Origin of the sequence: Gordonia sp. CNJ-863 (assembly GCF_001942325.1) — a bacterium.
Lineage (GTDB): Bacteria > Actinomycetota > Actinomycetes > Mycobacteriales > Mycobacteriaceae > Gordonia > Gordonia alkanivorans.
On the sequence record NZ_MKKG01000094.1, the window covers coordinates 131,520 to 156,920 of the forward strand.

General features: G+C 68.3%; 13 protein-coding genes (1 of these 13 cut by a window edge). 7 read left to right on the top strand and 6 right to left on the bottom strand.

Annotation, left to right across the window (positions count from 1 at the left end; translation table 11 throughout):
• Both BJF87_RS25580 and BJF87_RS25210 read left to right on the top strand, forming a co-directional pair.
• Positions 1–2,156 carry the final stretch of a non-ribosomal peptide synthetase gene (locus BJF87_RS25580; RefSeq protein WP_084813265.1) on the top strand. 9,799 nt of this gene lie to the left of the window's left edge, so the window shows 2,156 of its 11,955 coding nt (coding positions 9,800–11,955); its start codon lies off the left edge, out of view; the stop codon is at positions 2,154–2,156.
• Complete coding sequence (locus BJF87_RS25210; protein ID WP_262339138.1) at positions 2,087–13,000, top strand: non-ribosomal peptide synthetase; 10,914 nt, start codon at positions 2,087–2,089, stop codon at positions 12,998–13,000. Before BJF87_RS25580 ends, BJF87_RS25210 begins: the two co-directional genes overlap by 70 nt.
• On the opposite strand, the gene BJF87_RS25215 is transcribed toward BJF87_RS25210, so the two are convergent.
• The 4 genes from BJF87_RS25215 to BJF87_RS25230 all read right to left on the bottom strand — a co-directional run bounded on the left by BJF87_RS25215 (position 12,972) and on the right by BJF87_RS25230 (position 18,176).
• Positions 12,972–15,347 carry an AAA family ATPase gene (locus BJF87_RS25215; RefSeq protein WP_035752186.1) on the bottom strand — a complete coding sequence of 792 codons (2,376 nt, stop codon included), beginning with the start codon at positions 15,345–15,347 and terminating at the stop codon, positions 12,972–12,974. The two genes, BJF87_RS25210 and BJF87_RS25215, sit on opposite strands and share 29 nt — an antisense overlap.
• Positions 15,344–16,000, bottom strand: coding sequence for a hypothetical protein (locus tag BJF87_RS25220; protein ID WP_035752188.1), 657 nt, complete (start codon positions 15,998–16,000; stop codon positions 15,344–15,346). The genes BJF87_RS25215 and BJF87_RS25220 overlap by 4 nt, the downstream gene beginning before the upstream one ends.
• A gap of 91 nt (positions 16,001–16,091) precedes the next feature.
• The gene (locus tag BJF87_RS25225) at positions 16,092–17,210 is read right to left on the bottom strand and encodes a DoxX family protein (RefSeq protein ID WP_035752189.1); all 1,119 of its coding nucleotides are present in this window, start codon (positions 17,208–17,210) and stop codon (positions 16,092–16,094) included.
• Between the two features lie 285 nt (positions 17,211–17,495).
• On the bottom strand, positions 17,496–18,176 hold the full coding sequence (locus tag BJF87_RS25230) for an MBL fold metallo-hydrolase (RefSeq protein ID WP_035752191.1): 681 nt from the start codon (positions 18,174–18,176) through the stop codon (positions 17,496–17,498).
• Positions 18,177–18,441: 265 nt separating this feature from the next.
• On the opposite strand from BJF87_RS25230, the gene uvrA reads away from it, so the two are divergent.
• Both uvrA and BJF87_RS25245 read left to right on the top strand, forming a co-directional pair.
• Positions 18,442–21,324, top strand: a complete 2,883-nt coding sequence (gene uvrA, locus BJF87_RS25235) for an excinuclease ABC subunit UvrA (protein WP_035752194.1) — start codon at positions 18,442–18,444, stop codon at positions 21,322–21,324.
• Positions 21,325–22,192: 868 nt separating this feature from the next.
• A complete protein-coding gene (locus BJF87_RS25245; RefSeq protein ID WP_075864095.1) occupies positions 22,193–22,834 on the top strand; it encodes a TetR/AcrR family transcriptional regulator in 642 nt (213 codons plus the stop codon).
• Between the two features lie 93 nt (positions 22,835–22,927).
• Here the strand turns inward: BJF87_RS25245 and BJF87_RS25250 are convergent, their stop codons facing one another.
• Positions 22,928–23,242, bottom strand: coding sequence for a hypothetical protein (locus BJF87_RS25250; protein WP_035752203.1), 315 nt, complete (start codon positions 23,240–23,242; stop codon positions 22,928–22,930).
• 33 nt (positions 23,243–23,275) lie between these two features.
• Positions 23,276–23,701, bottom strand: a complete 426-nt coding sequence (locus BJF87_RS25255) for a DUF1844 domain-containing protein (RefSeq protein WP_035752206.1) — start codon at positions 23,699–23,701, stop codon at positions 23,276–23,278.
• Between the two features lie 262 nt (positions 23,702–23,963).
• Here BJF87_RS25255 and infC point away from each other — a divergent pair, with 262 nt between their 5' ends.
• From infC to rplT, 3 genes are all read left to right on the top strand, one after another.
• Positions 23,964–24,617 (top strand): translation initiation factor IF-3, encoded by a 654-nt coding sequence (infC, locus tag BJF87_RS25260; protein WP_075864103.1) that lies wholly within the window; start codon positions 23,964–23,966, stop codon positions 24,615–24,617.
• 120 nt (positions 24,618–24,737) lie between these two features.
• Positions 24,738–24,932: a 50S ribosomal protein L35 gene (gene rpmI / locus BJF87_RS25265; protein ID WP_006360758.1), complete on the top strand. Its 195-nt coding sequence runs from the start codon at positions 24,738–24,740 to the stop codon at positions 24,930–24,932.
• Between the two features lie 43 nt (positions 24,933–24,975).
• Positions 24,976–25,356 (top strand): 50S ribosomal protein L20, encoded by a 381-nt coding sequence (rplT, locus tag BJF87_RS25270; RefSeq protein WP_005178731.1) that lies wholly within the window; start codon positions 24,976–24,978, stop codon positions 25,354–25,356.
• Positions 25,357–25,401: the final 45 nt, after the last annotated feature.

Below are 25,401 nucleotides of genomic sequence, written 5' to 3' on the forward strand. Positions count from 1 at the left end.
ACCGCCCGTTACCGCCGGTGACCGTCAATTACCTGGGGAGTCTGGCCGGTTCGGAGGACGACGCCGACACGACGGCCACCGAGTTCCTTCCGGTCGGCGACGCGCCGGTGCTCCCGCCGTCGGTGACCGGCGACATGGCGGCTCTCGCCGCGCTCACCGCAACCATGGGGACGGTGCCGTCCCCGCGCGGGCGCTCGTTGCGACTGGATCTCTCGGCGCCCGAAGCGGTACTCGGTCGCGACGTCCTCGACGACATCGCCTCTCGATGGGATGCCGCACTGTCCTCGCTGACCGCATACGTGGAATCGGTGGGGGATCCGGGGCCCAGCGAGACCGACGTCATCGGCGGGGGAGTCTCGCAGACCGAGATCGACGATCTGGTCGAGAGGTACTCGGCGGGTCGTTCCCACACCGCGCCGGCGATCTGGCCGCCGACCCCGCTGCAACAGGGGTTGATCTACGAGGCCGAACGACTCGCCGGTACCCCTGAGTTCGACGGCCCTGGGTTCGACGGCGCAGGGCATCCGACCGACCCCTATGTCACACAATCGATCATCGAGTTCGCCGGTGAGCACGCGCCGACCGCGTTGCTTCCGGCGGTCCGCGAACTGCTGGCGCGCCAACGGGTCCTGCGGTCCGCGTTCACCCGGAGCGGGTCGGGCCGACCCGTCGTCGTGATCCCGCCGGCGGATCACGCGGTGGTGACGGACCCCGACTTCCGCGGCATCGACCTCACGGCAGCAGAGCTCGCGGATGCGGCGGATCGCATCGCCGAACTCGCCGAAGAGGATCGCACCAGGCCGTTCCACCTCGATTCGCCGCCGCTGATCAGGTTCACCGCCGTCGCGCACCACAGCATCGCCGGTCCCGCACACACCGTCGTGATCACCGCGCACCACATCATCCTCGACGGGTGGTCCGGGCCGATCCTCGTCGCCGATCTCCTCGCCGCACATCTCGGCCGTCCCGCGGTCACCCCGGCCATCGACATGGAGTCCTACCTCGAGTGGCTGGATCGCCGAGATCGTGCCGCTGCCCTCACTGCGTGGCAGAACACTCTCGCCGACGTCACGCCCACCGTGGTCGCGCCCCACCACGCCGCCCGCGCCCGCCAGGAGGAGCGCCGTCCGTACGAGATCGCCGCGCGCCTGGACGCCGCCGGCCGTGCCCGGCTGGAGGAACGGGTCCGGCAACTCGGCAGCACCACGAGCACCGCACTCCACGCGGCCTGGTCGATCCTGCTGTCGCGACTGACCGGAGAACAACGCGTCGTCTTCGGCGAGACGGTGTCGGGTCGGCCGGCCGACCTCGACGGGGCCGACGCCATGATCGGTCTCTTCATCAACACGGTGCCCGTCGTCGCGGACGTCGACCCGAACCGGACGGTCGCCGATCTGGTGACGACGCTCCACGCTTCCCGTACCGGGCTCGTCGACCACCAGTTCCTCGGTCTGGGCGAGATCACCCGCGCCTCCGGGCATCCCGCGCTCTTCGACACCCTGGTCGTCTACGAGTCCTATCCAGTCGACACGGGAACCGTGCTGGAGGGATCGCGCACGTCAGGGCTCGAGATCCGCGACGTGACCACCTCGGACGCGACCCACTATCCGCTGGCGCTCATCGCCGCCCCGGACGCCGACGAGCTGTCGCTCACTGTGAAGGCCAATCTGACCGCCGTCGACGCCGAGGTCGCCGAGGTGATCGCGGCATCGCTGGTCGATCTCCTGCAGTTGCTCGCCGACGACCCCGACACGCCCGTTGCGGCGCTCGACCCGATGCCCGCGGAGATGCGCGGCACGGTCGAGACGTGGTCGCGGGGTGCGGTGGTGGAGTTGGGGTGGGGTGGTCGTTCGGTGGGTTCGGTGGTGGCTGAGCGGGTGGGGTTGTCGGGGTCGCAGGTGGCGGTGTGGTGTGGGGATCGGGTGGTGTCGTATGGGGAGTTCGGTGGTTTGGTGGCGGGGGTTGCGCGGCGGTTGTTGGGTGTGGGTGTGGGGGTGGATTCTGCTGTTGGGGTGGTGATGTCGCGGTCGTGGAGTTGTTGGTGGCGGTGCATGCGGTGGTGGTTGTGGGTGGGCGGTATGTGCCGGTGGAGGTGGATGCGCCGGTGGAGCGGGTGGGTTACATGTTGTCGACGGCGGGTGTGGGTGTGGTGTTGACGCGGGGGTCTGAGGAGGTGGTGGTGCCTTCTGGTGTGGAGCGGTTGGTGGTGGATTGTGGTGTGGGGTCGGGTGTTTCGGGTGTTGATGGTGGTGTGGAGTTGGGTGCGGTGGTGGATGAGGTGGGGGTGTTGTCGCCGTTGGTGGGTGTGTACACGTTGTTCACGTCTGGGTCGACGGGTCGGCCGAAGGGTGTGACGGTGTCGCATGGGGCGGTGGTGAATCGGTTGGGGTGGATGCAGTCGTTGTTCGGGGTGACTGGTGATGATGTGGTGTTGTGGAAGACGCCGGTGTCGTTTGATGTGTCGGTGTGGGAGTTGTTCTGGCCGTTGATGGTTGGTGCTTCGGTGGTGGTGGCGGAGCCGGGTGGGCATCGGGATCCGTGGTATGTGGCTTCGGTGGTGGAGCGGTTTGGTGTGTCGGTGTGTCATTTTGTGCCGTCGATGTTGTCGGTGTTTGTTGATGCGCTGGGTGGTTCGGGTGGTGTGGGTTTGGGGTCGTTGCGGCAGGTGTTCTGTTCGGGTGAGGCGTTGGGTGTTGCGGGTGTGGAGGGGTTGCGGGGGTTGGTGCCTGGTGTGCGGGTGGTGAATTTGTATGGGCCGACTGAGGCTGCGGTGGATGTGACGTCGTATGTGGTCGGCGGTGGTGAGGTGGTGGTGCCGATTGGTCGTGCGGTGCCGAATGTGTCGGTGTGGGTGTTGGATTCGCGGTTGCGGCCGGTGCCGGTGGGTGTGGTTGGTGAGTTGTATCTGGGTGGGGTGCAGGTGGCTCGGGGGTATGCGTCGCGGTCGGGGTTGACTGCGGAGCGGTTTGTGGCGGATCCGTTTGGTGGGTCTGGGTTGCGGTTGTATCGGACGGGTGATCGGGTGCGGTGGTCTGGTGTTGGTGAGTTGGAGTATTTGGGGCGTAGTGATTTTCAGGTGAAGTTGCGTGGGCAGCGGATCGAGTTGGGGGAGATCGAGTCGGTCCTGCACACCGCACCCGGCGTTACCCAGGTCGTGGTGTCCGTGATGGAACTGCCCGCCGGAGAGCAGCTGGTGGCCCACCTGACCGGATCGGATGTCGACCTCGACGCCGTCCGGACCGTGGCCGAGAAGCTGCCCGGCTACATGCGTCCCACCTCCTGGGTGATCCTCGACGAGATGCCGTCGAACACCGCGGGCAAGATCGATCGCAAGGCGCTCCCACATCCGGCGTACGCTGCCGACGAGTATGTCGCCCCGTCGACACCCGTCGAGACCGCCGTCGCCGACATCTTCGCCGACGTGCTCGGCATCGACGAGATCTCGGCCGGCACGAGCTTTTTCGACGCCGGCGGGAACTCGCTGGCAGCAACGCGTCTCGCGTCGCAGTTGGGGCGGACACTCGGCGTGCCGGTGACCGTGCGCGACGTCTTCGACGAACCGACCGTGCGCGGTCTCGCCGCACTCGTCGGGCGATCCGGCGTCGACGCCGCGGCCCCCGGCGTCGAGGTGGGCGAGAGGTCCGCCGGATCGTCGTCACGCCCCGACGTCCTGCCGCTCTCGAGTGCGCAACGACGCATGTGGTTCCTCAACCAGTTCGAACCCGACGTCGCGTCGTACGTCATCCCGTTCGGATTCCGTATTCGCGGACAGTTCGACGTCGAGGACGTGCGGCGCGCGATCGGCGACGTGATCGCGCGGCACGAGATCCTCCGGACCACCTATCCGCTCGGCCCGGACGGCAGACCGCACCAGGCCGTCGCCGATGATGCCGGATTCGACTGGCAGGTGGTCGATTCCGACGCCGAGGCGATGGCAGTTCCCTCGATACCGTACGACCTCACCCGGGACCGGCCGCTGCGGGCACGCTTGCACGCCGACCCGGCCGACGGTGCGCTGCTCGTCATCGCGGTTCACCACATCGCCGCGGACGGTGCGTCGGGACCGGTTCTGGCCCGCGACCTGCTCACCGCCTACCTCGCACGACGAGACGGCGGGACACCGGACTGGACGCCGTTGCACCGCCAGTACGCCGACCACGTCCTGGAACTCCGTGACAGCGACGCCACCGCGGTCACCCGACGGCAGTGGTGGGCGGACCGCCTCGCCGGTGCGCCCGCGCTTCTCGATCTCCCGACCACCCACCCGCGACCGGCGAACCGCGAGACACGCGGTGCCACGGTCGACTTCACGATTCCCGGTCGGGCCGCGCTGGCTGCCGCCGACCTCGCCCGGGCCACCGGGACCACCACGTTCATGGTGCTGCACGCCGCTCTCGCGGCGCTTCTGAGCCGTCTCTCGGGTAGCGAAGACGTCGTCATCGGCACCGCCACCGCCGGACGGGACGGCGAGACCGACGACCTGATCGGTATGTTCGTCAACACCGTCGCCCTGCGCAGCCGGGTCGCGGCCGAAGACGGTTTCGCCGACCTCCTCGCCGAGATCCGCGACCGCGACCTCGACGCCCTCGCGCACGCCGACGTTCCCTTCGACGAGGTGATCGACACGCTCGGGGTCACCCGGGCCGCGTCGTACGCACCGCTCGTCCAGGTCCTGCTGACGACCTCCGAGGCCACAACACTGCCCGCGGACCTGTCGACAGAGCTGGCCGGTCTCGACATCGGTCCGGTGTCCGTGGTGGACGACTCCGCCAAGTTCGACCTCACGATGGCGGTCCGCACCGACGGGGCGGCGGGTGCTCCGTGGCGGGGCACCCTCACCTACGCCACCGACCTCTACGACGATGCCGACGCCCGGCGCCTGGCCGACCGATTCGTCGGCCTCCTCGTCGGGGCGGTCGCCGACACGACCACGCCGGTCGGGGATCTCGAGCTGCTCGCCGGCGACGAGGACATGGCGCCGCTGGTCTCCGGTGACCCGGACCCGGCCGTCGTGGTCCTTCCCGGTCTGTTCGCCGCCGCCGTCCGGTCGCGCGGCGGCCATCCTGCCGTCGTCGACGACCTCGGCACCTGGACGTACGAGGAGCTGGACAACGCCAGTTCCCATCTCGCCGCCGAACTGGTCGAGCAGGGCGTCGGCCCGGACGATGTCGTGGTCTGCTCGTTCGGACGGTCGGCACGGGCGCAGCTCGCACTGTGGGCGGTCGCCAAGACCGGCGCGGTGTACTGCCCCATCGATCCCCGCCATCCAGCGGATCGCATCGCCCGCGTGGTGGGTGCCGCGCGCGCGAGAGTGGGGCTCACCGACGGCTCGGTCCAGACGGCCGGCGAGGAACTGTGCTGGCTGCGGCTCGATCCGGACCGGGCCGCCGAACTCCGGTCCCGAGATCGTCGGCCCACCCCCGGGATTCGACGCCCCGTGCACCCCGACGACGGCGCGTACATGATCTTCACCTCCGGTTCGACCGGCGTGCCCAAGGGCGTCCTCGTGACCCACCGCGGCCTGGCGGGAGTGGTCACGGCGCTGCGCGAGCGCCACGGATCGGGACCGCAGGCCCGATGGCTGGGCATCAGCTCACCCGCCTTCGACGCCGCGATCCTCGAGATCCTCGGCGCCTACGGAAGCGCGGCCACCCTCGTCGTCGTCCCGCCGGAGATCTACGGCGGACATGAACTGGCGGACTTCATCACGACGCATCGCACCACGCACGCTTTCCTGGTCACCTCGGTGGCCGCCTCACTACCGAACCCTGCGTCGTTGCCGTTCACCGACGTGCTCGTCGGCGGCGAAGCCGTCCCCGACGCCGAGAAGGACCGTTGGGCTGCGCATACCGCCTTCCACAACGGCTACGGACCCACCGAGACGACGATCATCAGCGTCACCTCGCCGGCGATCGGCATCGACGAGCCGGTCCGGTTGGGACGTCCCGTTCCCGGCGCCACCGCGCACGTCCTCGACGGCCGACTCCATCCGGTGCCGCCCGGCGTCGTCGGCGAGCTGTATCTCGCCGGCGGCGAGCTCGCCCGGGGTTACCACGACCGTCCGGCCCTCACCGCCGAGCGTTTCGTGTCGGCTCCGTTCGGACCACCGGGCAGCCGCATGTACCGCACCGGCGACCTCGTCCGCCGTTCGCGCACCGGCGAACTCACCTATGTGGGGCGCAGCGACTTCCAGGTGAAGCTGCGCGGCCAGCGCCTGGAACTCGGCGAGATCGAGGCGGCGCTGACCGCACATCCGGCCGTCCGCAACGCGGTCGTCATCGGTGTGGGCGACCCCGCCACCGGGCTGGCGGGGTACGTCGAACCCCTCGACCCGAGTGCCGACCTCGACATCGCGGACCTCCGTGAACATCTCGCCGCACAGCTGCCGCCGTACATGGTTCCCGCGAGTCTCTGTGTCCTCGAACAACTCCCGCGCAACCCGGTCGGCAAGATCGACCGGCGGCAGCTGCCGGAGATCGACACCGCCGACGACGCGGCCGGCACCCACGCACCGCCGTCGGGTCACACAGAACGAATCCTCGCCGCGATCGTCGCAGACATCCTCGACCTCGAGAAAGTCTCGGCCACCGCGGATTTCTTCGCCATCGGCGGGAACTCACTGTCGGCGACCCGACTGAGCGCGCGTGCCGGGGACCAGTTCGGCGTCCGCCTGGGTGTCCGCGACATCTTCGAGTCGACCACCGTGCGTCGGCTCGCCCGCCGGATCGAGACCGCCTACGACTCGGAGCCTCCCCGGGCGCCACTGGTCCGGGTCGTCGAGCGCCCGCACCGTATTCCGTTGTCGTATGCGCAGCAACGCATCTGGTTCCTCAACCGCTTCGAGCCGGAGTCGGCCGCCTACACCATCCCGTTGGCCGTCCGGCTACGCGGTCCGCTCGATGGGTCGGCGCTGCGCGACTCCGTCGTCGATGTGCTCGCGCGGCACGAGATCCTGCGCACCGTCTTCCCGGCCGACGCGGGTGAACCCTTCCAACGGATCCTGGACGTCGACGATGCCCGTGCGGCACTGCGGTGGGAAACCGACACGCTGACCGCCGATTCACTCACCGCCGACGATCTGCCCCTGCTCCTCGGTGAGCCCGGTTTCGACATCACCACCGAGATCCCGCTGCGCGTGCGACTACTGGCAGTAGGAGGCGACGGCACAACCGGTGACGATCACCTCCTCGTCGTCCTCGTCCACCACATCGCGGCCGACGGCGAGTCGATGCGACCGCTGCTGTCCGACCTGTGGACGGCGTACCTCGCGCGTGCCGAGGGACGGCCACCGGCGTTCACCGAGCTCCCCGTCCAGTTCGCCGATCACGCACTGTGGCAACGGCAGACGCTCGGCGACGTCGGAGCCCCGGACTCGGTCCTCGGCAAGCAGGTCGGGTACTGGGTCAACCGGCTGTCGGGCTTGCCCGATCTCCTCCCGCTGCCGACGGATCGCCCGCGGCCACCGGTCGCCTCGCAGCGTGGCGGACGCGTCACCGCGGAGATCCCGACCGGCCTGGCCGCACGGATCTCAGCCTCGTCCCGGCAACGCGGGATCACCGACTTCATGACCATTCATGCGGCCCTCGCAATCCTCCTGGCCCGACTGTCGGCGAGCCGCGACATCGCGATCAGCACGCCGGTCGCCGGGCGTGGCCACGCTCATCTCGACGACCTGGTCGGCATGTTCGTCAACACTCTGGTCCTGCGGAGCGAGGTCGACCCGGCCATCGACGTCCGGGATTTCCTCGACCGCGTCCGCATCGACGACGTCAACGCGCTCGCCCGCGCGGATGTCCCGTTCGACTACCTCGTGGACCGGCTGTCCCCGGCGCGATCCGAGGCCTTCGCCCCGTTGAGTCAGGTGATGTTGTCGGTGCTGCACGGTTCCGGCACTGCCGAGACGGCCGGCGGTGCCGACGAACCGGGCGAACTCCGCCTCGAACCCATCGCGGTCTCCACCGGCACCACCCGGCTGGACATGACCGTGGCCGTCAGCGTCGACCCGGGCGGGTCGTGGCCGGTCGAGATCGTCTACGCCACCGACCTGTTCGACGCGTCGACGATCGAGGTGATGATCACGCGGCTGATCCGGGTGCTCGACGCGCTCGCCGACCCGGAGATCGACGGTCAACCGGTCGGTGAGATCGATCTGGCCGACGATGCCGAGCGCGCGCGGATCGACGAACTGGTCTCCGGCCCGGACCTGTCCGTGCCCTGGTCGACGGTCTCCGAAGCGGTCGACGCCGCGGCGCGACGCGAACCCGACGCGGTGGCGCTGGTGGCGGGGGACCGAACGCTGACGTACGCGGAGTTCACCACCCGGGTGTCCGACTTGGCCCAGCGGCTGGCCGACCACGGCGTGGGGCCGGATGTCGCGGTGGGCGTGTGCATCCCGCGTTCCGTCGAGCTCGTCCTGGCGATCCATGCCGTGGTCGCCGCCGGTGGTGGCTACGTGGTCATCGACCCGGCAACACCGGTGGAACGACTCGCGGCGATGATCGAGGCGGCATCGATCTCGGTGATCCTGACCGCCGACCCCCGGCCCGAGGTCCTCGTCGGCGTCGCGTCGGACCTGCTGGTGGTGGACGCGGCCACCCCGATCGCCGACGGTCACGTCGCTGCCGTGTCGCGCACTGCATTCCGTCGGGCGGTGAACCCGGACAACGCTCTGTACACGTTGTTCACGTCGGGCTCGACGGGAACTCCCAAGGGAGTCACGGTCAGTCACCGGGCAGTCCTCAACCGGCTCGCGTGGATGCACGTCCGGGAACCGCTCGGTGCCGACGACGTGGTGATGCTGAAGACCCCGGCCACCTTCGACGTGTCGGTGCCGGAGTTGTTCGCCCCGCTGATGGCCGGCGCCCGACTGGTGATCGCCGAGGACGGCCGGCACATCGATCCCGCCTATGTCCTCGACGAGGTCCGGCGTCAGCGGATCACGTCGATCCACTTCGTGCCGTCGATGATGGCGGCGTTCGCCGAGTACGTCGGCGACGACCCCGAGCGGCGCGCGGCCCTGGCGACGTTGCGGCGCGTCCACGCCTCTGGCGAGGCGCTGCCCGCCGCCACCGCGCATGCGATGGGTGCGCTCGTCCCGGATGCGGACATCGACAACCTGTACGGGCCCACGGAGGCCGCGGTCGAGGTCACCGCGTACCGCCTCGGCACCGACGAGGTGACGGTGCCGATCGGACGGCCGATCGCGAACACCACGACCTGGGTCCTCGACGACCGGCTGCAACCCGCACCGATCGGGGTGGTCGGCGAACTGTATGTCGGCGGCGGGCAGCTGGCCCGCGGGTACGCCTCCCGCCCGGATCTCACCGCCGAACGATTCGTCGCCGACCCCACCGGCCGCCGGGGTGCCCGGCTGTACCGGACCGGTGACCTGGTCCGATGGAATGCGGCGGGCGAGCTCGAGTACCTCGGCCGCGCGGACTTCCAGGTGAAACTCCGCGGCCAGCGCATCGAGTTGGCGGAGATCGAGTCGATCCTCGCGCAGGTCGACGGCATCACCCACGCCGCGGCGACCGTGCGCAGCGAACCGTCGGGCGAGGTCCTCGTCGGTTACCTCGCCGGCGACGTCGACCTTGATGCAGTACGGGCGCGCGTGGCCGAGACACTGCCGCAGTACATGCGACCGACGCAGTGGGTGATTCTCGACGAGGTCCCGCTGACCTCCACCGGCAAGCTCGATCGTCGTGCCCTGCCCGCGCCGACCGCGGTGTCGGACGAGTTCGTCCCGCCCGCCGATGGGATCGAGCGGGCCCTGGCAGCTGTCTTCGCCGACGTCCTGGCGCTCGACGAGGTATCGGTGACGGTGCCGTTCTTCGACCTGGGCGGGCACTCGCTGGCCGCGATGCGTGTCGTCGCCGGAGTCGCCGAACGGCTCGGGGTGGACATCGACATCCGCGACGTCTTCAGTGCGCCGACCGTACGAGAACTCGCCCGCACGCTGACCCAGCGGAGGCTGTCCGCGCAGCCGTTGAATCGCCGCCGACGCCCGGAGCGGATTCCGCTGTCGTTTGCGCAGCGACGGATCTGGTTCATCAACCAGTTCGACGTGGCGTCGCCGGTGTACAACATGCCCGTCGCCTTCGATGTCCTCGGCGACCCGGATCCCGCCGCGATGCGGGCGGCCTTGCTCGACGCCATCGCCCGACACGAACCGCTGCGCACCGTCTATCCGATGACGGCCGACGGGACACCGGTACAGCTCGTCCTCGACCCATCCGATGCCGCGACCCGTCTGCGGTGGGACGAGACGACCGACCCCGATGCCGTGATGGCCGTCTGCGCCGAGGGATTCGACGTCACCGTCGACCTTTCGGTGCGCGCGGCGATGTCACCCGTCGACGGCGGTTACCGCGTCGTCGTGGTGATCCACCACATCGCCGGTGATGCCGCCTCCCTGCAGATCCTGACCGAAGAACTGCTGGTTGCCTACCAGATGCGAAGGGCGGAAACGGATTTTCCCGCACCGGAGCCCCTCCCGGTGGGTTACGCCGACCACACGCTCTGGCAGCGCGAGGCACTCGGCGACCTCGACGACCCGACCTCGCTGATGGCTGCCCAGTACGACTACTGGTCGACGGTGCTCGACGGCATCCCCGCGGCACTCGACCTTCCGACGGACCGGCCGCGACCACCCGTGATCGACCACCGGGGCGGACGACTGCCGATCGAACTCGGACCCGAACGCAGTGCCGCGGTCGTCCGCACCGCACGGGCGTCCGGGCTGACGCCGTTCATGGTGTGCCACGCCGCATTCGCCGCCGCGCTGGCCAGACTCGCCGACGTCGACGACGTGAGTGTCGGTGCTGCCGTGTCGGGCCGTGGGCAGGCCGCGACAGCGCGCATGATCGGCATGTTCATCAACACCGTCGTCCTGCGCACGAAGATCGGTGCCGACGACACCGTCGCCGATCTGCTCGAACTGGTACGCGAGACCGACGCATCCGCATTCGCCCACGCGGACATCCCGTTCGAGACGCTCGTCGAACGCCTCGCGCCCGTCCGGTCCACCGCGCACGCCCCGCTCGTGCAGGTCATGATCAACTACCTGGCCGACGCCTCTGCAGGGCAGGTCGACCAGCCGTCGGCACCGTCGGAGATCGCGAACGGACTGCGGGTACAGCCGGTGGACCACGGGCCTCCGCCGGCCAAGGTCGACCTCACCCTCGGGCTCGTGGAGACGACCACCCCCGACGGGATCGTCATCACCGGTGAGATCGACTATGCGGCGGCACTCTTCGAACCGCAGACGGTTTCCGTGTTCCGCGATGTCTTCCACCGGATCATCGATGCGATCACCGCGGACGAACCGACCACCACCGTGCTGGGTGAGATCGAGCTGGTGACCGAGAACGATCGCCGCCGACTCGGTGCTGTGAACGCACCGGGCGCGGTCGTCGTCGACACCGCCGGGCGGGCGTTGCCGCCTCGAATCCCCGGTGAACTGCGCACCGACGATCCCTCGACCGGCGTGCTCGCACGGTGGCTGGATGGTGATGAGGAGCCGCGGATCGAGGTCCTCGGCCGCCTCGATCGTCAGGTCCGGGTCGGCGGGTTGCGCGTCGATCTCGACCTGGTCGAGACGACACTCGCCGAACTCGATGGTGTGCGAGTGAGTGGCGTCGTCGCTGTCCAGAACGGCGACGATGTCGAGATCCACGGGTGGGTGAGCGTCGACTCCGAGGGGATCACCACTGACGACCTTCGCCGAGCCGCCGTCGAAGTGATTGCACCGCATTGTGTTCCGTCGGTCCTGACCATCGTCGACGAGGTCCCGGTCGGGGACGACGGACGACCCGACCATGCGCGGATGTCGACGATGATCGGCGAAACCGCTCACGACGCACACGTCGCGGATCAGCCGGTGGCGCCGGCCGGGAAGTGGGAGGTGCTCGTCGCCGAGTGCATGACCGAGGTCACCGGCGTCGCGGTCACGAGCGCAGTGCAGGGATTCTTCGACGTCGGCGGGACGTCGCTGTCCGCGGTCCGTCTCGTCGCCGAACTACGCCGCCGCACGTGTATTTCGGTCGAGGTCGCCTGGGTGTTCGCCGGACCGACGCCTCGCGACCTCGGTGCGCGGCTGGCTGCACACCTCCAATCGGAAGCCGCCGGAGCGGATACGTCCGATCCGACGAACGGCGGCGTCGTCGTACCGCTGCGCCGGGAGGGCTCACGGAACCCGGTGTTCTGTGTGCATCCCGCCGACGGGTTGGCGTGGTTGTTCGCTGGTCTCGCACCCCATCTCGACGACCGGCCGGTGTACGGAATCCAGGACCCGTACGTGGTGGCCGGCGATCTCCCCGACGCCACGGTGCACGATCTCGCCGTGCGCTACGTCGACGAGATCCGACGCATCGCGCCCGCGGGGCCGTACCACCTGCTGGGGTGGTCGATCGGTGGCCTGATCGCACAGGAGATGGCCGTCGAACTGCGGTTGCGCGGCGAGGACGTCGGATTCCTGGGTCTGCTCGACAGTTATCCGGCCGACGACGTCGAGCCGGCGACGAGTTGGACGGACGAGGGGGAGATGTCGATGGACATCGACGCCCGGGAGTTGGCCTCGGAGTTGCTGGGCGGCTGGCGTGAGGTCGTCGACGTCGATGAGCTCGTCGACCCCGACGATCCGGGATCGGTTGCGCCGGAAGCGATCGCCGCCGCGGTCCGGGACAAGGTCACCGGACTCGGGTTGCTCGATGCGGAGTCGTTCGATCGGATGCTGAAGCGTATGACGAGTTCTGCCGAACGCACCATCTCGCACCGGCCGCGGCCGTACGACGGCGACACCATGCTCATCGTCGCCGCCGACAGCGTCACCGAGGAATCGGCGGATGCGGGCCCGCGCCGCTGGGCGCCCTACCTGGGCGGTGGCATCACCCGGATCGACATCGACACCGACCATCTCGGCATCGTCGGCAGCGATGCGCTGTCGGAGTTCGGGCCGCGGATCGACGCGGCGCTCAGCGACTTGGAGTCGCGGCGTCGGTGACGGCCGGAAGGTCCGCGAGCACCGCAGGCAGCGCCTCGTCGTGCACGATGACGAGTCGCTGGGTGGCACGGGTCAACGCGACGTACAGGTCGCTGAGACCGCGCGGTGACTGGGCGATGATCGCGGCCGGTTCGACCACGATCGTGGTGTCGAACTCCAGACCCTTGCAGGTGCGGACCGTGTAGACCTTCGGGGCATCGACGCCCTTCGCGTCGAATGCGTCCGGGTCCAGAGCGGCGTTCACCGCATCGACCAGCGTGTCCGGGACCACGACGGCCGTGAGTCCCTGGGGTTCGGCGAGGTCGACGGCGCGGAGGACGCCGGCCGAGATGCCCTCCGCGTCACCGGTGTCGCCCACCGCGATCGCCACCGGTTCGATACCGTTGCTGCGCAACGACGTCGGCGCGGTCTCCCCGTTGCCGATCTCGTCGAGAACACGAGCGGCGTACGTCATGATCTCGCTGGGCGTGCGGTAGTTCACCGACAGTTCCTTGAACTGCCAGCGCTTGGCGACGTACGTCTCGAGCACCTCACCCCACGACCGGGTGCCCGCCTCGTCTGAGGTCTGCGCGGTGTCGCCGATGATGGTCATCCACCGGTTCGGGATGCGGCGCATCACCATTCGCCACGCCATCGGCGAGAGTTCCTGGGCCTCGTCGACGATCACGTGCCCGAAGGTCCAGGTGCGGTCGCCGTAGGCGCGTTCGGCGGTGGTGGCGCGGCGGGTCTCGGTCTGACGCGACGCCAGCTGTTCGGCGTCGATCAGGTCGTAGGCCATCAGGATCTCGGGATCGAGCTCGTCCTCGAGATCCTGTGGGGCCGAACCCGTCAAGATGTCGAGCGCATCCTGCGCCTCGGCGAGCTGGCGACGCCAGCGTGCGCGTTCGGCACGTTCGGCGTCGTCGGTGCCGTAGCCGATGAGTTCGGCCAGCTCGTCGAGGAGCGGCACGTCGGCGGGGGAGAAGTCGTCCCCGGTGGTCGAGTAGGTGCGCGGTTCCCGCAGCAGCGCCGCACGGTCGGCGTCGGACCAACCGGGTGTGGTCTTACGGATCGCCCGTTCGTCGGTGAGCAACTCGCGCAGCATGTCCTGCGGCGTCAGCGTGGGCCAGAACTTCAGCAGCGCCGCACGGATGTCGGGATCGTGGCTCATCTCGTCGCGGATGTCGGCGATGTCGGCGGGGCTCAGGAGCTGCGAACCGTCGAGCAGGCTGGAACCGATGGTCGAGGCATGACGTCGGGCGAGCTCGGCGAGACCGGCCTTGAGGAAGGCGTTCTGGGACTGGTTGTGCGCGCGACGTGTCGAACGGGCCTTGGCCCGTGCTGCCTTGACCAGTTCGGAGTCGATCTCGACCCGGTAGCTGTCGAAATCCACCGGCTCCGGCCGGGACGGCAACGACTGCTTGGCCCGCACCGCACGTTTGAGGACGTCGACCATCCGGAGGCCGCCCTTGACGCCGGTGGTGACCCGCGCGTCCTCGCTACGGGCCCGGACACCGGGGAACAGGTCGCCGATCGTCGAGAGCAGGACACCGGACTCGCCGAGGGACGGCAAGACCTGACCGATGTAGCTGAGGAAGTCGTCGTTCGGTCCGATGATGAGAATGCCGCTGCGCGAGAGGATCTCACGATGCGTGTAGAGCAGGTACGCGGCGCGGTGCAGCGCCACGGCCGTCTTGCCGGTTCCCGGCCCGCCCTGGATGACCGTCACGCCTCGGTGCGTCGACCGGATGATGAGGTCCTGCTCCCGCTGGATGGTCTCGACGATGTCGGTCATCTCGCCGGTACGCGCCGCGTTGAGGGCGGCGACGAGAGCGGATTCGTTGACGACGTCGCCGTGACCGAAGTCGTCGAGCAGGGCGTCGCCTGCGGTCAGCGATTCGTCGCTGACCCCGCGGACCTTGCGGCTGCGGGTGCGGATGTGGCGACGGCGGGCGACATCCTCGGGGGCAGCCGGCGTGGCCAGGTAGAAGGGACGTGCGAGTGGTGCGCGCCAGTCGAGCAGCAGCGTCGCGTCGGTCGCGGTGTGGTCGTGAGTACCGTCGTCGCCCAGGCCGTCGTCGAGCACACCGATACGGCCGATCCGCCGGATCTCGCCGTCGTCGAGGTCGAGGCGCCCGAAGTACAGATTGTGTTCGGCGGCATCGAATTTCGCGAGGTCCTCGTTGTACATCCGCTCGTAGGACTCGCGCTCCGAGAGCGCCTGCGGGGTTTCGCCGCGCTCGCTGAGGGTCGAGGACAGGCGACGCTGCGTGGTCCGGCGCATCCGGTCGAGACGGCCGTAGACGCGGTCGAGATGTTCCTGTTCCTCGCTGATCCGAGGGTCGGTGTCGGGGGACAGTGCGGTCACGCCACAACTCCTCGCGCATTGACGGGCCACGCCGACCGTGACAGTCCGGCAGCTCTGATCAGTCCAGTGACCCGGGTCGCGTGATCCGCGATCGCCAGGCGAGCGCAGACCTCGGCCGCCGAGCCGTGTAGATCGGGGTCGCCGAGATGTCGCGCCAGCCACCCGAAGACACCCGCCTGGCTGCCGAACGGCAATGGCGTCCCGGCCGAGGGGTCGGCCAGGACTCCGTGACGCGACACGTAGATGTCGAACTCGTCCGGAGAGGCGGGACCGTCGGCGGGCAGCCGAGGTTCACCGAGAATGAGGGGATGGTCGTGCGTGTTCACTGTCCGTCGATCGTAGTTGGGTTCGGTGAGATCCAGCGCCTCGGTCTGCCGGGGTGAGAGCCAGGCGGCCACCGCCTCCAACGAGCCGTGACCTGTGTGAACGGGTGCCGCGGGCACGTATCCACGTGCCGCGACGTGTGCGGAATGGCCGACTGTGATGTTGGCGACCCGCACCGGCGTCAGATGCAGGACGCCGGCGGGGTCGAGGTGACCGAGCTTGCGGCGCAACACGCTCGGCGCCGCGTTCGAGCCGACCGCGACCACCAGACGCGTACCGGCTGGGGGAGCAGTCGGCGGGTCCCGCTCGACCACAACGGACGCGGACACCCAGGGATAGTTCTCTGGTGGGTGTGCCGCGTCCGTGTGGTGGTCGGTGGTGCTCAGCGTCGTACTCGCATCCGGCTACCGGGCAGGACGGTCAGCCGCGCGCCTTGCGCCAGCGCTTGCGGCCCTCGTCTGCGGTGTACGCCGCGGTCTCCTCGGCAGCGGCCGCGAGATGGCGGGCGGACTCGGCGAGCTCGGCCGACCGGGCGCGCGCGAGTTCGGCGAATTCGGCCGAGCGGTCCCGTGCAATGTCGGCGAACTCGGCCGAACGGTCGCGGGCCACGTCGGCGAACTTCGGAGCGTTCTTCGCCGCCTGCTTCTTGGCCTTCTTCGCGCGCTTCTGCGCCTGCTTGGCCAGCTTCGGTCCCCGCTTGCGGGCGGTCTCGGCCAGTTCCGACGATCGATCGAGTGCGGCGTCGGCCAGGGTCGACGAGCGGACCAGGGCAGCGTCGGCGAGCACAGGTGCACGATCGCGCAGACGGTCGGCGACCTCGGCCGCGGTGTCGGCGGCCCGCTCCGCGATCTCGAGCGACCGCTTCTGCGCGGACTCGGCCAGTTCAGGAGCGTGCTCGCGGAACTTGGCGGCGGCCTCGGCCGTCCACTCCGCGGAACGCTCCGACAGGACGTGTGCACCCTTGCTCAGAAGGTCACCGGCTTCAGCTGACCGCTCGCCGACGATCTCGGCGCCCTCATGGCCGCGCTCGACGAGGGTGTCCCAGGTGGAGTGGCCGGCGGCGGCGCCGATCGGGAGTGCCGCGGCGACGGCACTGGCCTTCTGCTTGCCACGCCACGCGAGCGACGGCTTGCCCTCGGTGTCCACCGCGGCCAGCAGAACGCCGCCGAGGAGACCGATGTTCCTGATGAACGCGTCGCGCTGGGCTTCCTTGCGGACCGGGTCGGCCTCGTTCCAGAAGTCCGTGCCGGCGGCCGTCGTCGGGATCAGGGTTCCGGCCAGCACGACCGAGGCGAGGCGCGGGAATTTGCCGGTCGCCAGCAGGATGCCGCCACCGATCTGTGCCGCGGCGTTGATCTGCACCAAGGTCTCGGTGTTCTCCGGGACCTTGTCTGCGACCTCCGGCGGCAGTGCGGTGCGCGCCTTGTCGACGAGCGGCGCCGCGGACTGCGCGATCGGTTTCGGGCTCCGAATGGCGTCGACGCCACTGGCGACGAACGCAGACGCAAGGAGCGGGCGGGCGATACGGCGGAGAATCATCGGTCACAACCTTCTTCGATCGAGTGCGGTTCGAGATCCGTCGGGATACAGCGCATTTGTGGCCTGATCAACGCTACCCGCCCTCCGGATACATGCAGGTGAATCGACTCTTCGTGATCCGTTCGGGAACTTCGGGACTGCCGAGGTCACGATCGGTAGAGCGTTTCGGATGTCAGGTATCCGCAGAGGCCCACGCCCAAACCTGAAGCAAACCCGCCACTCTTCCGTAAACCCGCCCTGTCGTCAGGTGGTGCGTCTACGGAAAAGAGGTGGGGTTGCGGGACGTCACCAGCCGCGTTCGCGCCACTCCTGCAGCGACGGACGCTCGGCGCCCAAGGTGGTGTCCTTGCCGTGTCCGGGATAGACGACCGTCGAGTCGCCGAAGCGGTCGAACACCTTGGTGGAGACGTCTTCGATGAGGGTCTCGAAGTCCTCGGACTTCCAGGTCTTGCCGATGCCACCGGGGAACAGGCAGTCGCCGGTGAACAGGTGAACGGTGTCGCCGTCGGTCAGGGCGAGGGCGATGGAACCCGGGGTGTGGCCGACGAGGTGGATCGCCTCGAACCGGAGGTCGCCCACCTCGATCACGTCACCGTCGTCGACGAGACGGTCGGGGGTGACCGGCAACTCGGGGGCGTCGAATCGGCCGGCCGCGGTGGGGACGCCGGTGTGTTCGCTCACCGCGGCCAGTGCCTGCACATGGTCGAAGTGCTGGTGCGTCGTGAAGATCAGTGCGGGCTTCCCGCCGATGGCGTCGAGAGTGGCGATGATCGTGTCCGCGTCGTTGGCGGCGTCGATGATCAGCTGGTCGCCGGTGGCCTTCGAGGTCACCACGTACACATTGTTGTCCATCGATCCGACGGACAGCTTGACGATGGTGGCCGAGTCGAGGGTGCGTCGCTGCGGGGTCTTCGACTCGGAGAGATCGCCGGTGTAGGAGTCGCTGATCGGTGTCGATGAGGTCATGCGACAAGGCTATGACACCGCTCGGCCGGTGTGTGACGCTCGCGACGGTCGGGCGTGGACGGGGCGCGGGTATCGTGGAACATCGGTCCGATGGTGTATGTGCGGATGGCGAGACCGATCGTCCGGCGCTCGGGCCTCGAATCCCATCCGGGCCGACGCTCACGGAACACAATTGTCGGTGCCTGTCGTTACGGTGCCCATGCGCCACCCGTGCGCCCCGGTGAGTTTGAGAAGACTCTGACTCGAGAAGAATGTTAGGACTGCAGTGGTTGATCGTCTGATCGTCCGAGGTGCCCGCGAACACAACCTGCGGGGCATCGATGTCGACCTCCCTCGGGACAGCCTCATCGTGTTCACCGGGTTGTCGGGATCGGGCAAGTCGTCCCTCGCCTTCGACACGATCTTCGCCGAGGGCCAGCGTCGCTACGTCGAGTCGCTCTCGGCGTACGCCCGGCAGTTCCTCGGTCAGATGGACAAGCCCGACGTCGACTTCATCGAAGGTCTTTCGCCGGCAGTGTCCATCGACCAGAAGTCGACCAACCGCAACCCGCGGTCGACGGTCGGCACCATCACCGAGGTCTACGACTACCTCCGTCTGCTCTACGCCCGCGCGGGTAAGGCGCACTGTCCGATCTGTGGCGAGGCGATCGCCAAGCAGACGCCGCAGCAGATCGTCGACCAGGTCCTCGCCATGGAGGAGGGCACCCGGTTCCAGGTCCTCGCCCCGGTGGTCCGCACCCGCAAGGGCGAGTTCGTCGACCTGTTCGCCGAACTCCAGACGCAGGGCTTCTCCCGTGCCCGGATCGACGGCGTCGTCCACCAGCTGACCGATCCGCCGAAGCTGAAGAAGCAGGAGAAGCACGACATCGAGGTCGTCGTCGACCGCCTCGTCGTGAAGGCCAGTGCCAAGCAGCGCCTCACCGATTCGGTCGAGACCGGTCTGCGTCTCGCCGACGGCATCATCGTGCTCGACTTCGTCGACCTCGAGGAGGACGACCCGAACCGCGAGCGCCGGTTCTCCGAGAAGATGGCGTGCCCCAACGCCCACCCGATCGCCATCGACGACCTCGAGCCGCGTTCGTTCTCGTTCAACTCGCCGTACGGTGCCTGCCCCGAATGCGACGGCCTCGGTGTGCGCAAGGAGGTCGACGAGGAACTCGTCGTGCCCGACCCCGAGATGACCCTCTCCGAGGGTGCGATCGCGCCGTGGTCGACCGGACACAACGCCGACTACTTCCTGCGCCTGATGTCCGGCCTGGCCGACCAGATGGGCTTCGACGTCGACACCCCGTGGAAGAAGCTGCCGGTCAAGGCGCGTCGCGCGTTGCTCAACGGCAGCGACCACCAGGTGCATGTGAAGTTCCGCAACCGCTACGGACGCACCCGCTCGTACTACACCGAGTTCGAGGGCGTCATGTCGTTCCTCGCCCGGCGGATGGACCAGACCGAGTCCGAGCAGATGAAGGAACGCTACGAGGGGTATATGCGTGACGTCCCGTGCCCCGCCTGCCAGGGCGCGCGCCTGCGTCCGGAGATCCTCGCGGTCACCCTCGACCATCCCGAGTACGGCCCGAAGTCGATCGCCGAGGTCTGTGCGCTCTCGGTGGCCGACTGCGCGGACTTCCTCGACAACCTCCACCTCGACGAGCGTCAGGCCGCGATCGCCGGCCGGGTGCTCAAAGAGGTCCAGGCACGTATCCGATTCCTGCTCGACGTCGGCCTGGAGTACCTGTCGCTGTCGCGTGCGGCCGGGTCGCTGTCGGGTGGTGAGGCCCAGCGCATCCGCCTCGCGACGCAGATCGGTTCCGGACTCGCAGGCGTCCTCTACGTCCTCGACGAGCCGTCGATCGGTCTGCACCAGCGCGACAACCGTCGACTGATCGAGACCCTCACCCGACTCCGCGACCTGGGCAACACGCTGATCGTCGTCGAGCACGACGAGGACACCATCCGGTCCGCCGACTGGATCGTCGACATCGGTCCACGGGCCGGTGAACACGGCGGTCACGTCGTGCACAGCGGCAGCTACAAGGATCTGCTGAAGAACCGGAAGTCGCTGACCGGTGCGTACCTGTCCGGCCGGGACTCGCTGCCGATCCCGGAGATCCGCCGGCCGATCGACCGCAAGCGTCAGCTGACCGTCGTCGGTGCGCGTGAGCACAACCTGCGCGGGATCGAGGTGTCGTTCCCGCTCGGCGTGATGACGGCAGTGACCGGTGTGTCAGGTTCCGGCAAGTCGACGCTGGTCAACGACATCCTCGCGACCGTGCTCGCCAACAAGCTCAACGGCGCGCGTCAGGTGCCCGGCCGCCACACGCGGATCAAGGGACTCGACAACCTCGACAAGCTCGTGCAGGTCGACCAGTCGCCGATCGGACGCACCCCGCGCTCCAACCCGGCGACCTACACCGGCGTCTTCGACAAGATCCGCACCCTCTTTGCGGCCACGACCGAGGCCAAGGTTCGCGGCTACCAGCCGGGCCGGTTCTCGTTCAACGTCAAGGGTGGCCGCTGTGAGGCCTGCGCCGGCGAGGGCACGATCAAGATCGAGATGAACTTCCTGCCGGACGTCTACGTACCGTGCGAGGTGTGCCACGGTGCCCGCTACAACCGCGAGACCCTCGAGGTCCACTACAAGGGCAAGACGATCGCCGAGGTCCTCGACATGCCCATCGAGGAGGCCGCGGACTTCTTCGAGCCGGTCACCTCGATCCACCGCTACCTCAAGACCCTCGACGATGTCGGCCTCGGATATGTCCGCCTCGGACAGCCGGCACCGACGCTGTCGGGAGGTGAGGCGCAGCGCGTGAAGCTGGCTGCCGAGCTGCAGAAGCGCTCGATGGGCCGCACCGTCTACATCCTCGACGAACCGACCACCGGCCTGCACTTCGAGGACATCAAGAAGCTCCTCGCGGTGATCAACGGTCTCGTCGACAAGGGCAACACGGTCATCACCATCGAGCACAACCTCGACGTCATCAAGACGGCCGACTGGGTCATCGACATGGGACCCGAGGGCGGCAGCGGCGGCGGCACGGTCGTCGCCGAGGGCACACCCGAGGACATCGCGGTCGCGCCCGGAAGCCACACCGGCAAGTTCCTGTCCGAGATCCTCGAGGTCGACGAGACGGTCGCCTCGGCGGGCTGATCGAATTCACGCAGAGTCGCCACTTCCGGTGCGGCAGCGCCATTTACAGTTGGCGAGGCTGCTCGGAGGTGGCGATTCTGCGTTCGGGTCAGGCAGGCGCGGGTACGGGCGGGCCGGTTGGGGGCGGGGAGATCCTCGGTCCGCGCGTCGTCGGGTTCGGGTGTGCTGAGCACCGCGCCCCTCGCCACGCCGATGCCCAGCAGGATGTAGAAGACCGCGACGCCCGCGACGCCGGGGAACAGGAGCGTCATCTGGACATCCCGGGTCACGAGGAGCAGGGGTACCGCGAGGCCGCCCGCGATCCCGCCGACGATGCCCGGGATAGCGACGAGCGCCCACAGCGACCGACGTCGGGTGGCGGTGATCGCGACCACGAGTGCCAGCAGTGCCGATCCGAATCCGAAGACGGGCCCCGAGTACACCGCCAGGACCTCGTGGGTGCGCGTGATGGGCGCCGCCTCGCCGGCTCTCAGGGCGTCCAGTTCGAGCTTCGCGGCGATGTGCGGGACGTACTCGATGGTCGCGAGCGCCGCCCCGACCGCCGCCACCACGAGATACGGGGTGACCTTCGCCGGTCGGACGCCCGAACGTGCCAGGGCAATCAGCGACGCCGCGATGATCGCGGTTCCGACCAGGGCGATCGTGTGGGTCGGCACCCAGGTCGGGTCTTCCAGCATTCCGATGACATGACTCTCGGGAGAGTCCATCGGGCCGTGCGGATGTGAGGCCCCGCCGACGCAGACGAGCAATCCGCCGAGTGCGAGCCCATATCCGGAGAGTTTGGAATTCTTCATCAGTGGTCCTAGATTGGGTGAGTCGTACACGGTTGATTGAGTCTGACTCACTGAATATAGGGGAGGTCGCACCGATGGGACAAGGGAAACGCACATACTCGTCGCCGCGTCGTGAGGCCCAGGCGCGTGAGACCCGTGCGCGACTCGCGGCCGAGGCTCGTCGACTGTTCGCCGAAAAGGGTTGGAGCAAGACCACTCTCAAGGAGGTCGCGAAAGCCGCGGGGGTCGCCGAGCCGACCGTCTATGCGGTCTTCGGCAACAAGGCCGGTCTCGCGACCGCGCTCGTCGATCTCGTCGACGAGGAGGCCGACGTGCCGCAGCTGGTGGCGGAGTTGCAGGCGCCCGGTGTGTCGCCGCGGCAGCAGATCGGGGCCATGGTCCGTCATCGGCGACGCATGTTCGACGGTCCGGGCGACATCGTCGCGCTGCTCTACGAGGGCAGTCTCACCAACGACGTGCTCGCCACCGCTTACCGCGACGGCGAGGGTCGCGGCGATGACGGGCGCCGTCGGAACTTCACGGGTTGGCCGGCCGGAACCCTCCGCGGGGGCATCGACGTCGACACGGCGTGCGACGTGTGTTCGCTCGCGTTCGGTCACGAGACCTGGACACACCTCGCGAACAGGGGGTGGAACTCGGAGCGGATCGAGCAATGGGTTGTCGACCTGCTGTGCCGGGAGCTGTTGAGCAACGAGGCCGGCGCTGCCACGTCCTGACGAGAATCGCCACTTCCGTTGCAGCGGAGCTACTTACAGGTAGCGCATCTGGGCGGAGGTGGCGATGTGCGATGTCGGGGAGTGGGTGTACTCCTACTTGCCCATCGATTTCCGGATCTCCTCGAGGCGCTTCTTCGCGGCCTCGTCGCGCTTGCGCATCATCTCGTCGACGCTCTGCCCCTCGGCACTCGCCTCGGCGAGCTCCTGGGAGCCGATCGCGGTGGTGATGCGGTTCTCGATCTTGTCGCGGACGAAGTCGAAGGTCGGGACACCGCTGTCGGTGTAGTCGGGATCGGGCAGGGTTCCCGGCACCGGCCCGGTGTACACGATCTCGGCGTCGATGGTGTCGTCCGACGAGGCGCTTTCCGACGCTGTGCTCGTCGGGTCGGATTCTCCGGGATTCGTCATGTGACCAGGGTAGAGCGGCGCGGGGCCGCGGTCCTACTTCTTCGGGGCGCGGACCGGACCGGTGTACTTCTCGCCGGGACCCTCGCCGGGCTCGTCGGGGTAGGCGCTGGCCTCGCGGAAGGCGAGCTGCAGGCCCTTGAGGCCGTCGCGGATGGGTGCGGCGTGGATGCCCAGGTCAGCCTTCGACGCGTCGACAAGACCGGCCAGCGCGGTGATGAGGGTCCGGGCCTCGGGCAGGTCGATCCGGTCTTCGGAGGTGCCCTCGGCCAGGCCGAGCTTCTCGGCGGCGGCACTCATGAGCATCACGACGGAACGGGTGATGACCTCGATGGCCGGAATATCTCCCAGGTCACGGACGTTGTCGCGGTCAGTGCGTGCCGCATCATCGATGTCGGCGCCACTACCCGTCGCACCCTCCTGGGGTGTCGGTGCTGGTGACGAATTGGGGTTCTCGGCCATGGCTGTTAGACTCCCATAGCACGACCGCCCTGGTATGCGCCGGGGTCGTAAGTGGAGTTCCGCTCCCACCGTTCGACGCAGTGCTCGCCCCGCGAGATCACCGCAGTTGTACGGTCCGGTTCACGCCGATCGTCGCAGATCGCATCCTCGTCGATGCGACCGGCGACATCGGCCGCGCTGTGCCCTTGGGCGCAGTAGGAGAATCGGTCGGTATCGGAGCCCCGCGGACAACTGTCCCGGGGCTCGTTTGCTGAGGTTTGCGCTGTTCTCCTGCACACGACCCTCGCCACGACGCGACGGTTACCACTGCAGGATTGAACTAGGAGGCCCCATCAGCACTGAGACCCGCATCAACGAGCGCATCCGCGTCCCTGAGGTCCGACTCGTCGGACCCAACTCGGAGCAGGTGGGCATCGTGCGTGTTGAAGATGCGCTTCGCTTGGCTTATGAAGCCGACCTCGACCTCGTCGAGGTGGCTCCCGACGCCCGTCCGCCGGTATGCAAGATCATGGACTACGGCAAGTTCAAGTACGAAGCGGCCCAGAAGCAGCGCGAATCGCGTCGCAATCAGCAGATGACCGTCATCAAGGAGCAGAAGCTCCGACCCAAGATCGACGACCACGACTACGAGACCAAGAAGGGTCACGTCGTCCGGTTCCTCGAGGCGGGGTCAAAGGTGAAGGTGACCATCATGTTCCGCGGCCGCGAGCAGTCCCGTCCTGAGCTCGGCTACCGCCTGTTGCAGCGCCTGGGCAACGATGTCGCCGACTACGGCTTCGTCGAGACCTCGGCCAAGCAGGACGGTCGCAATATGACGATGGTCCTCGCCCCGCACAAGGGCGCGAAGACCCGCCAGAAGGCGCAAGAGAGCCGCGAACGTTCCGGCGGCCCGAAGAACGCGCCGGACGAGAGCTGAGCCGTTCGGCCGGACGCAGGCGAAGGCCCCGTCCCGGCCGAGATCACGAGACGTGAACCCGGATGCCAGCCGGACCTGATCAGGTTCGGCTGCCGGAGTTCGCCCGACAGAAGGAAAGACATGCCTAAGAGCAAGACCCACAAGGGCACCGCGAAGCGATTCAAGGTGACCGGCAGCGGCAAGATCGTCCGTCAGAAGGCCAACCGCCGCCACCTGCTGGAGCACAAGCCCTCCAAGCGCACCCGTCGTCTCGACGGCACCACCGTCGTCAGCGAGAACGACGCCCCTCGCATCAAGCGCCTGCTGAACATCTGACGCGCGCGAACCCTGACCTCTGACAAGCAAAAGGATTTAACACATGGCACGCGTGAAAAGGGCAGTGAACGCCCAGAAGAAGCGTCGGTCCACCCTCGAGGCCTCGAAGGGCTACCGCGGCCAGCGGTCGCGCCTCTACCGCAAGGCCAAGGAGCAGCAGCTCCACTCGATGACCTATGCCTACCGGGACCGTCGCGCCCGCAAGGGTGAGTTCCGGAAGCTGTGGATCGCGCGTATCAACGCTGCGGCCCGCGCCAACGACATCACCTACAACCGCTTCATCCAGGGCCTCAAGGCCGCTGGTGTCGAGGTCGACCGCAAGGTGCTCGCCGACATCGCGGTGACCGATCCCGAGGCCTTCACCGGCCTGGTCGAGGTCGCCCGCAAGGCCCTGCCGGCCGACGTCAACGCCCCGGCTGCCTGATTGCGCCACACCACACACGACCCGCGAGTCGCCCGAGGGATGATC

What these genes read in the sequence shown, in the direction of transcription:
- BJF87_RS25225 (WP_035752189.1), bottom strand. Translation starts at nt 17,210, where the DNA reads ATGATTCTCCGCCGTATCGCCCGCCCGCTCCTTGCGTCTGCGTTCGTC.
- BJF87_RS25230 (WP_035752191.1), bottom strand. Translation starts at nt 18,176, where the DNA reads ATGACCTCATCGACACCGATCAGCGACTCCTACACCGGCGATCTCTCC.
- BJF87_RS25245 (WP_075864095.1), top strand. Translation starts at nt 22,193, where the DNA reads ATGGGACAAGGGAAACGCACATACTCGTCGCCGCGTCGTGAGGCCCAG.
- BJF87_RS25250 (WP_035752203.1), bottom strand. Translation starts at nt 23,242, where the DNA reads ATGACGAATCCCGGAGAATCCGACCCGACGAGCACAGCGTCGGAAAGC.
- BJF87_RS25255 (WP_035752206.1), bottom strand. Translation starts at nt 23,701, where the DNA reads ATGGCCGAGAACCCCAATTCGTCACCAGCACCGACACCCCAGGAGGGT.
- rpmI (WP_006360758.1), top strand. Translation starts at nt 24,738, where the DNA reads ATGCCTAAGAGCAAGACCCACAAGGGCACCGCGAAGCGATTCAAGGTG.
- rplT (WP_005178731.1), top strand. Translation starts at nt 24,976, where the DNA reads ATGGCACGCGTGAAAAGGGCAGTGAACGCCCAGAAGAAGCGTCGGTCC.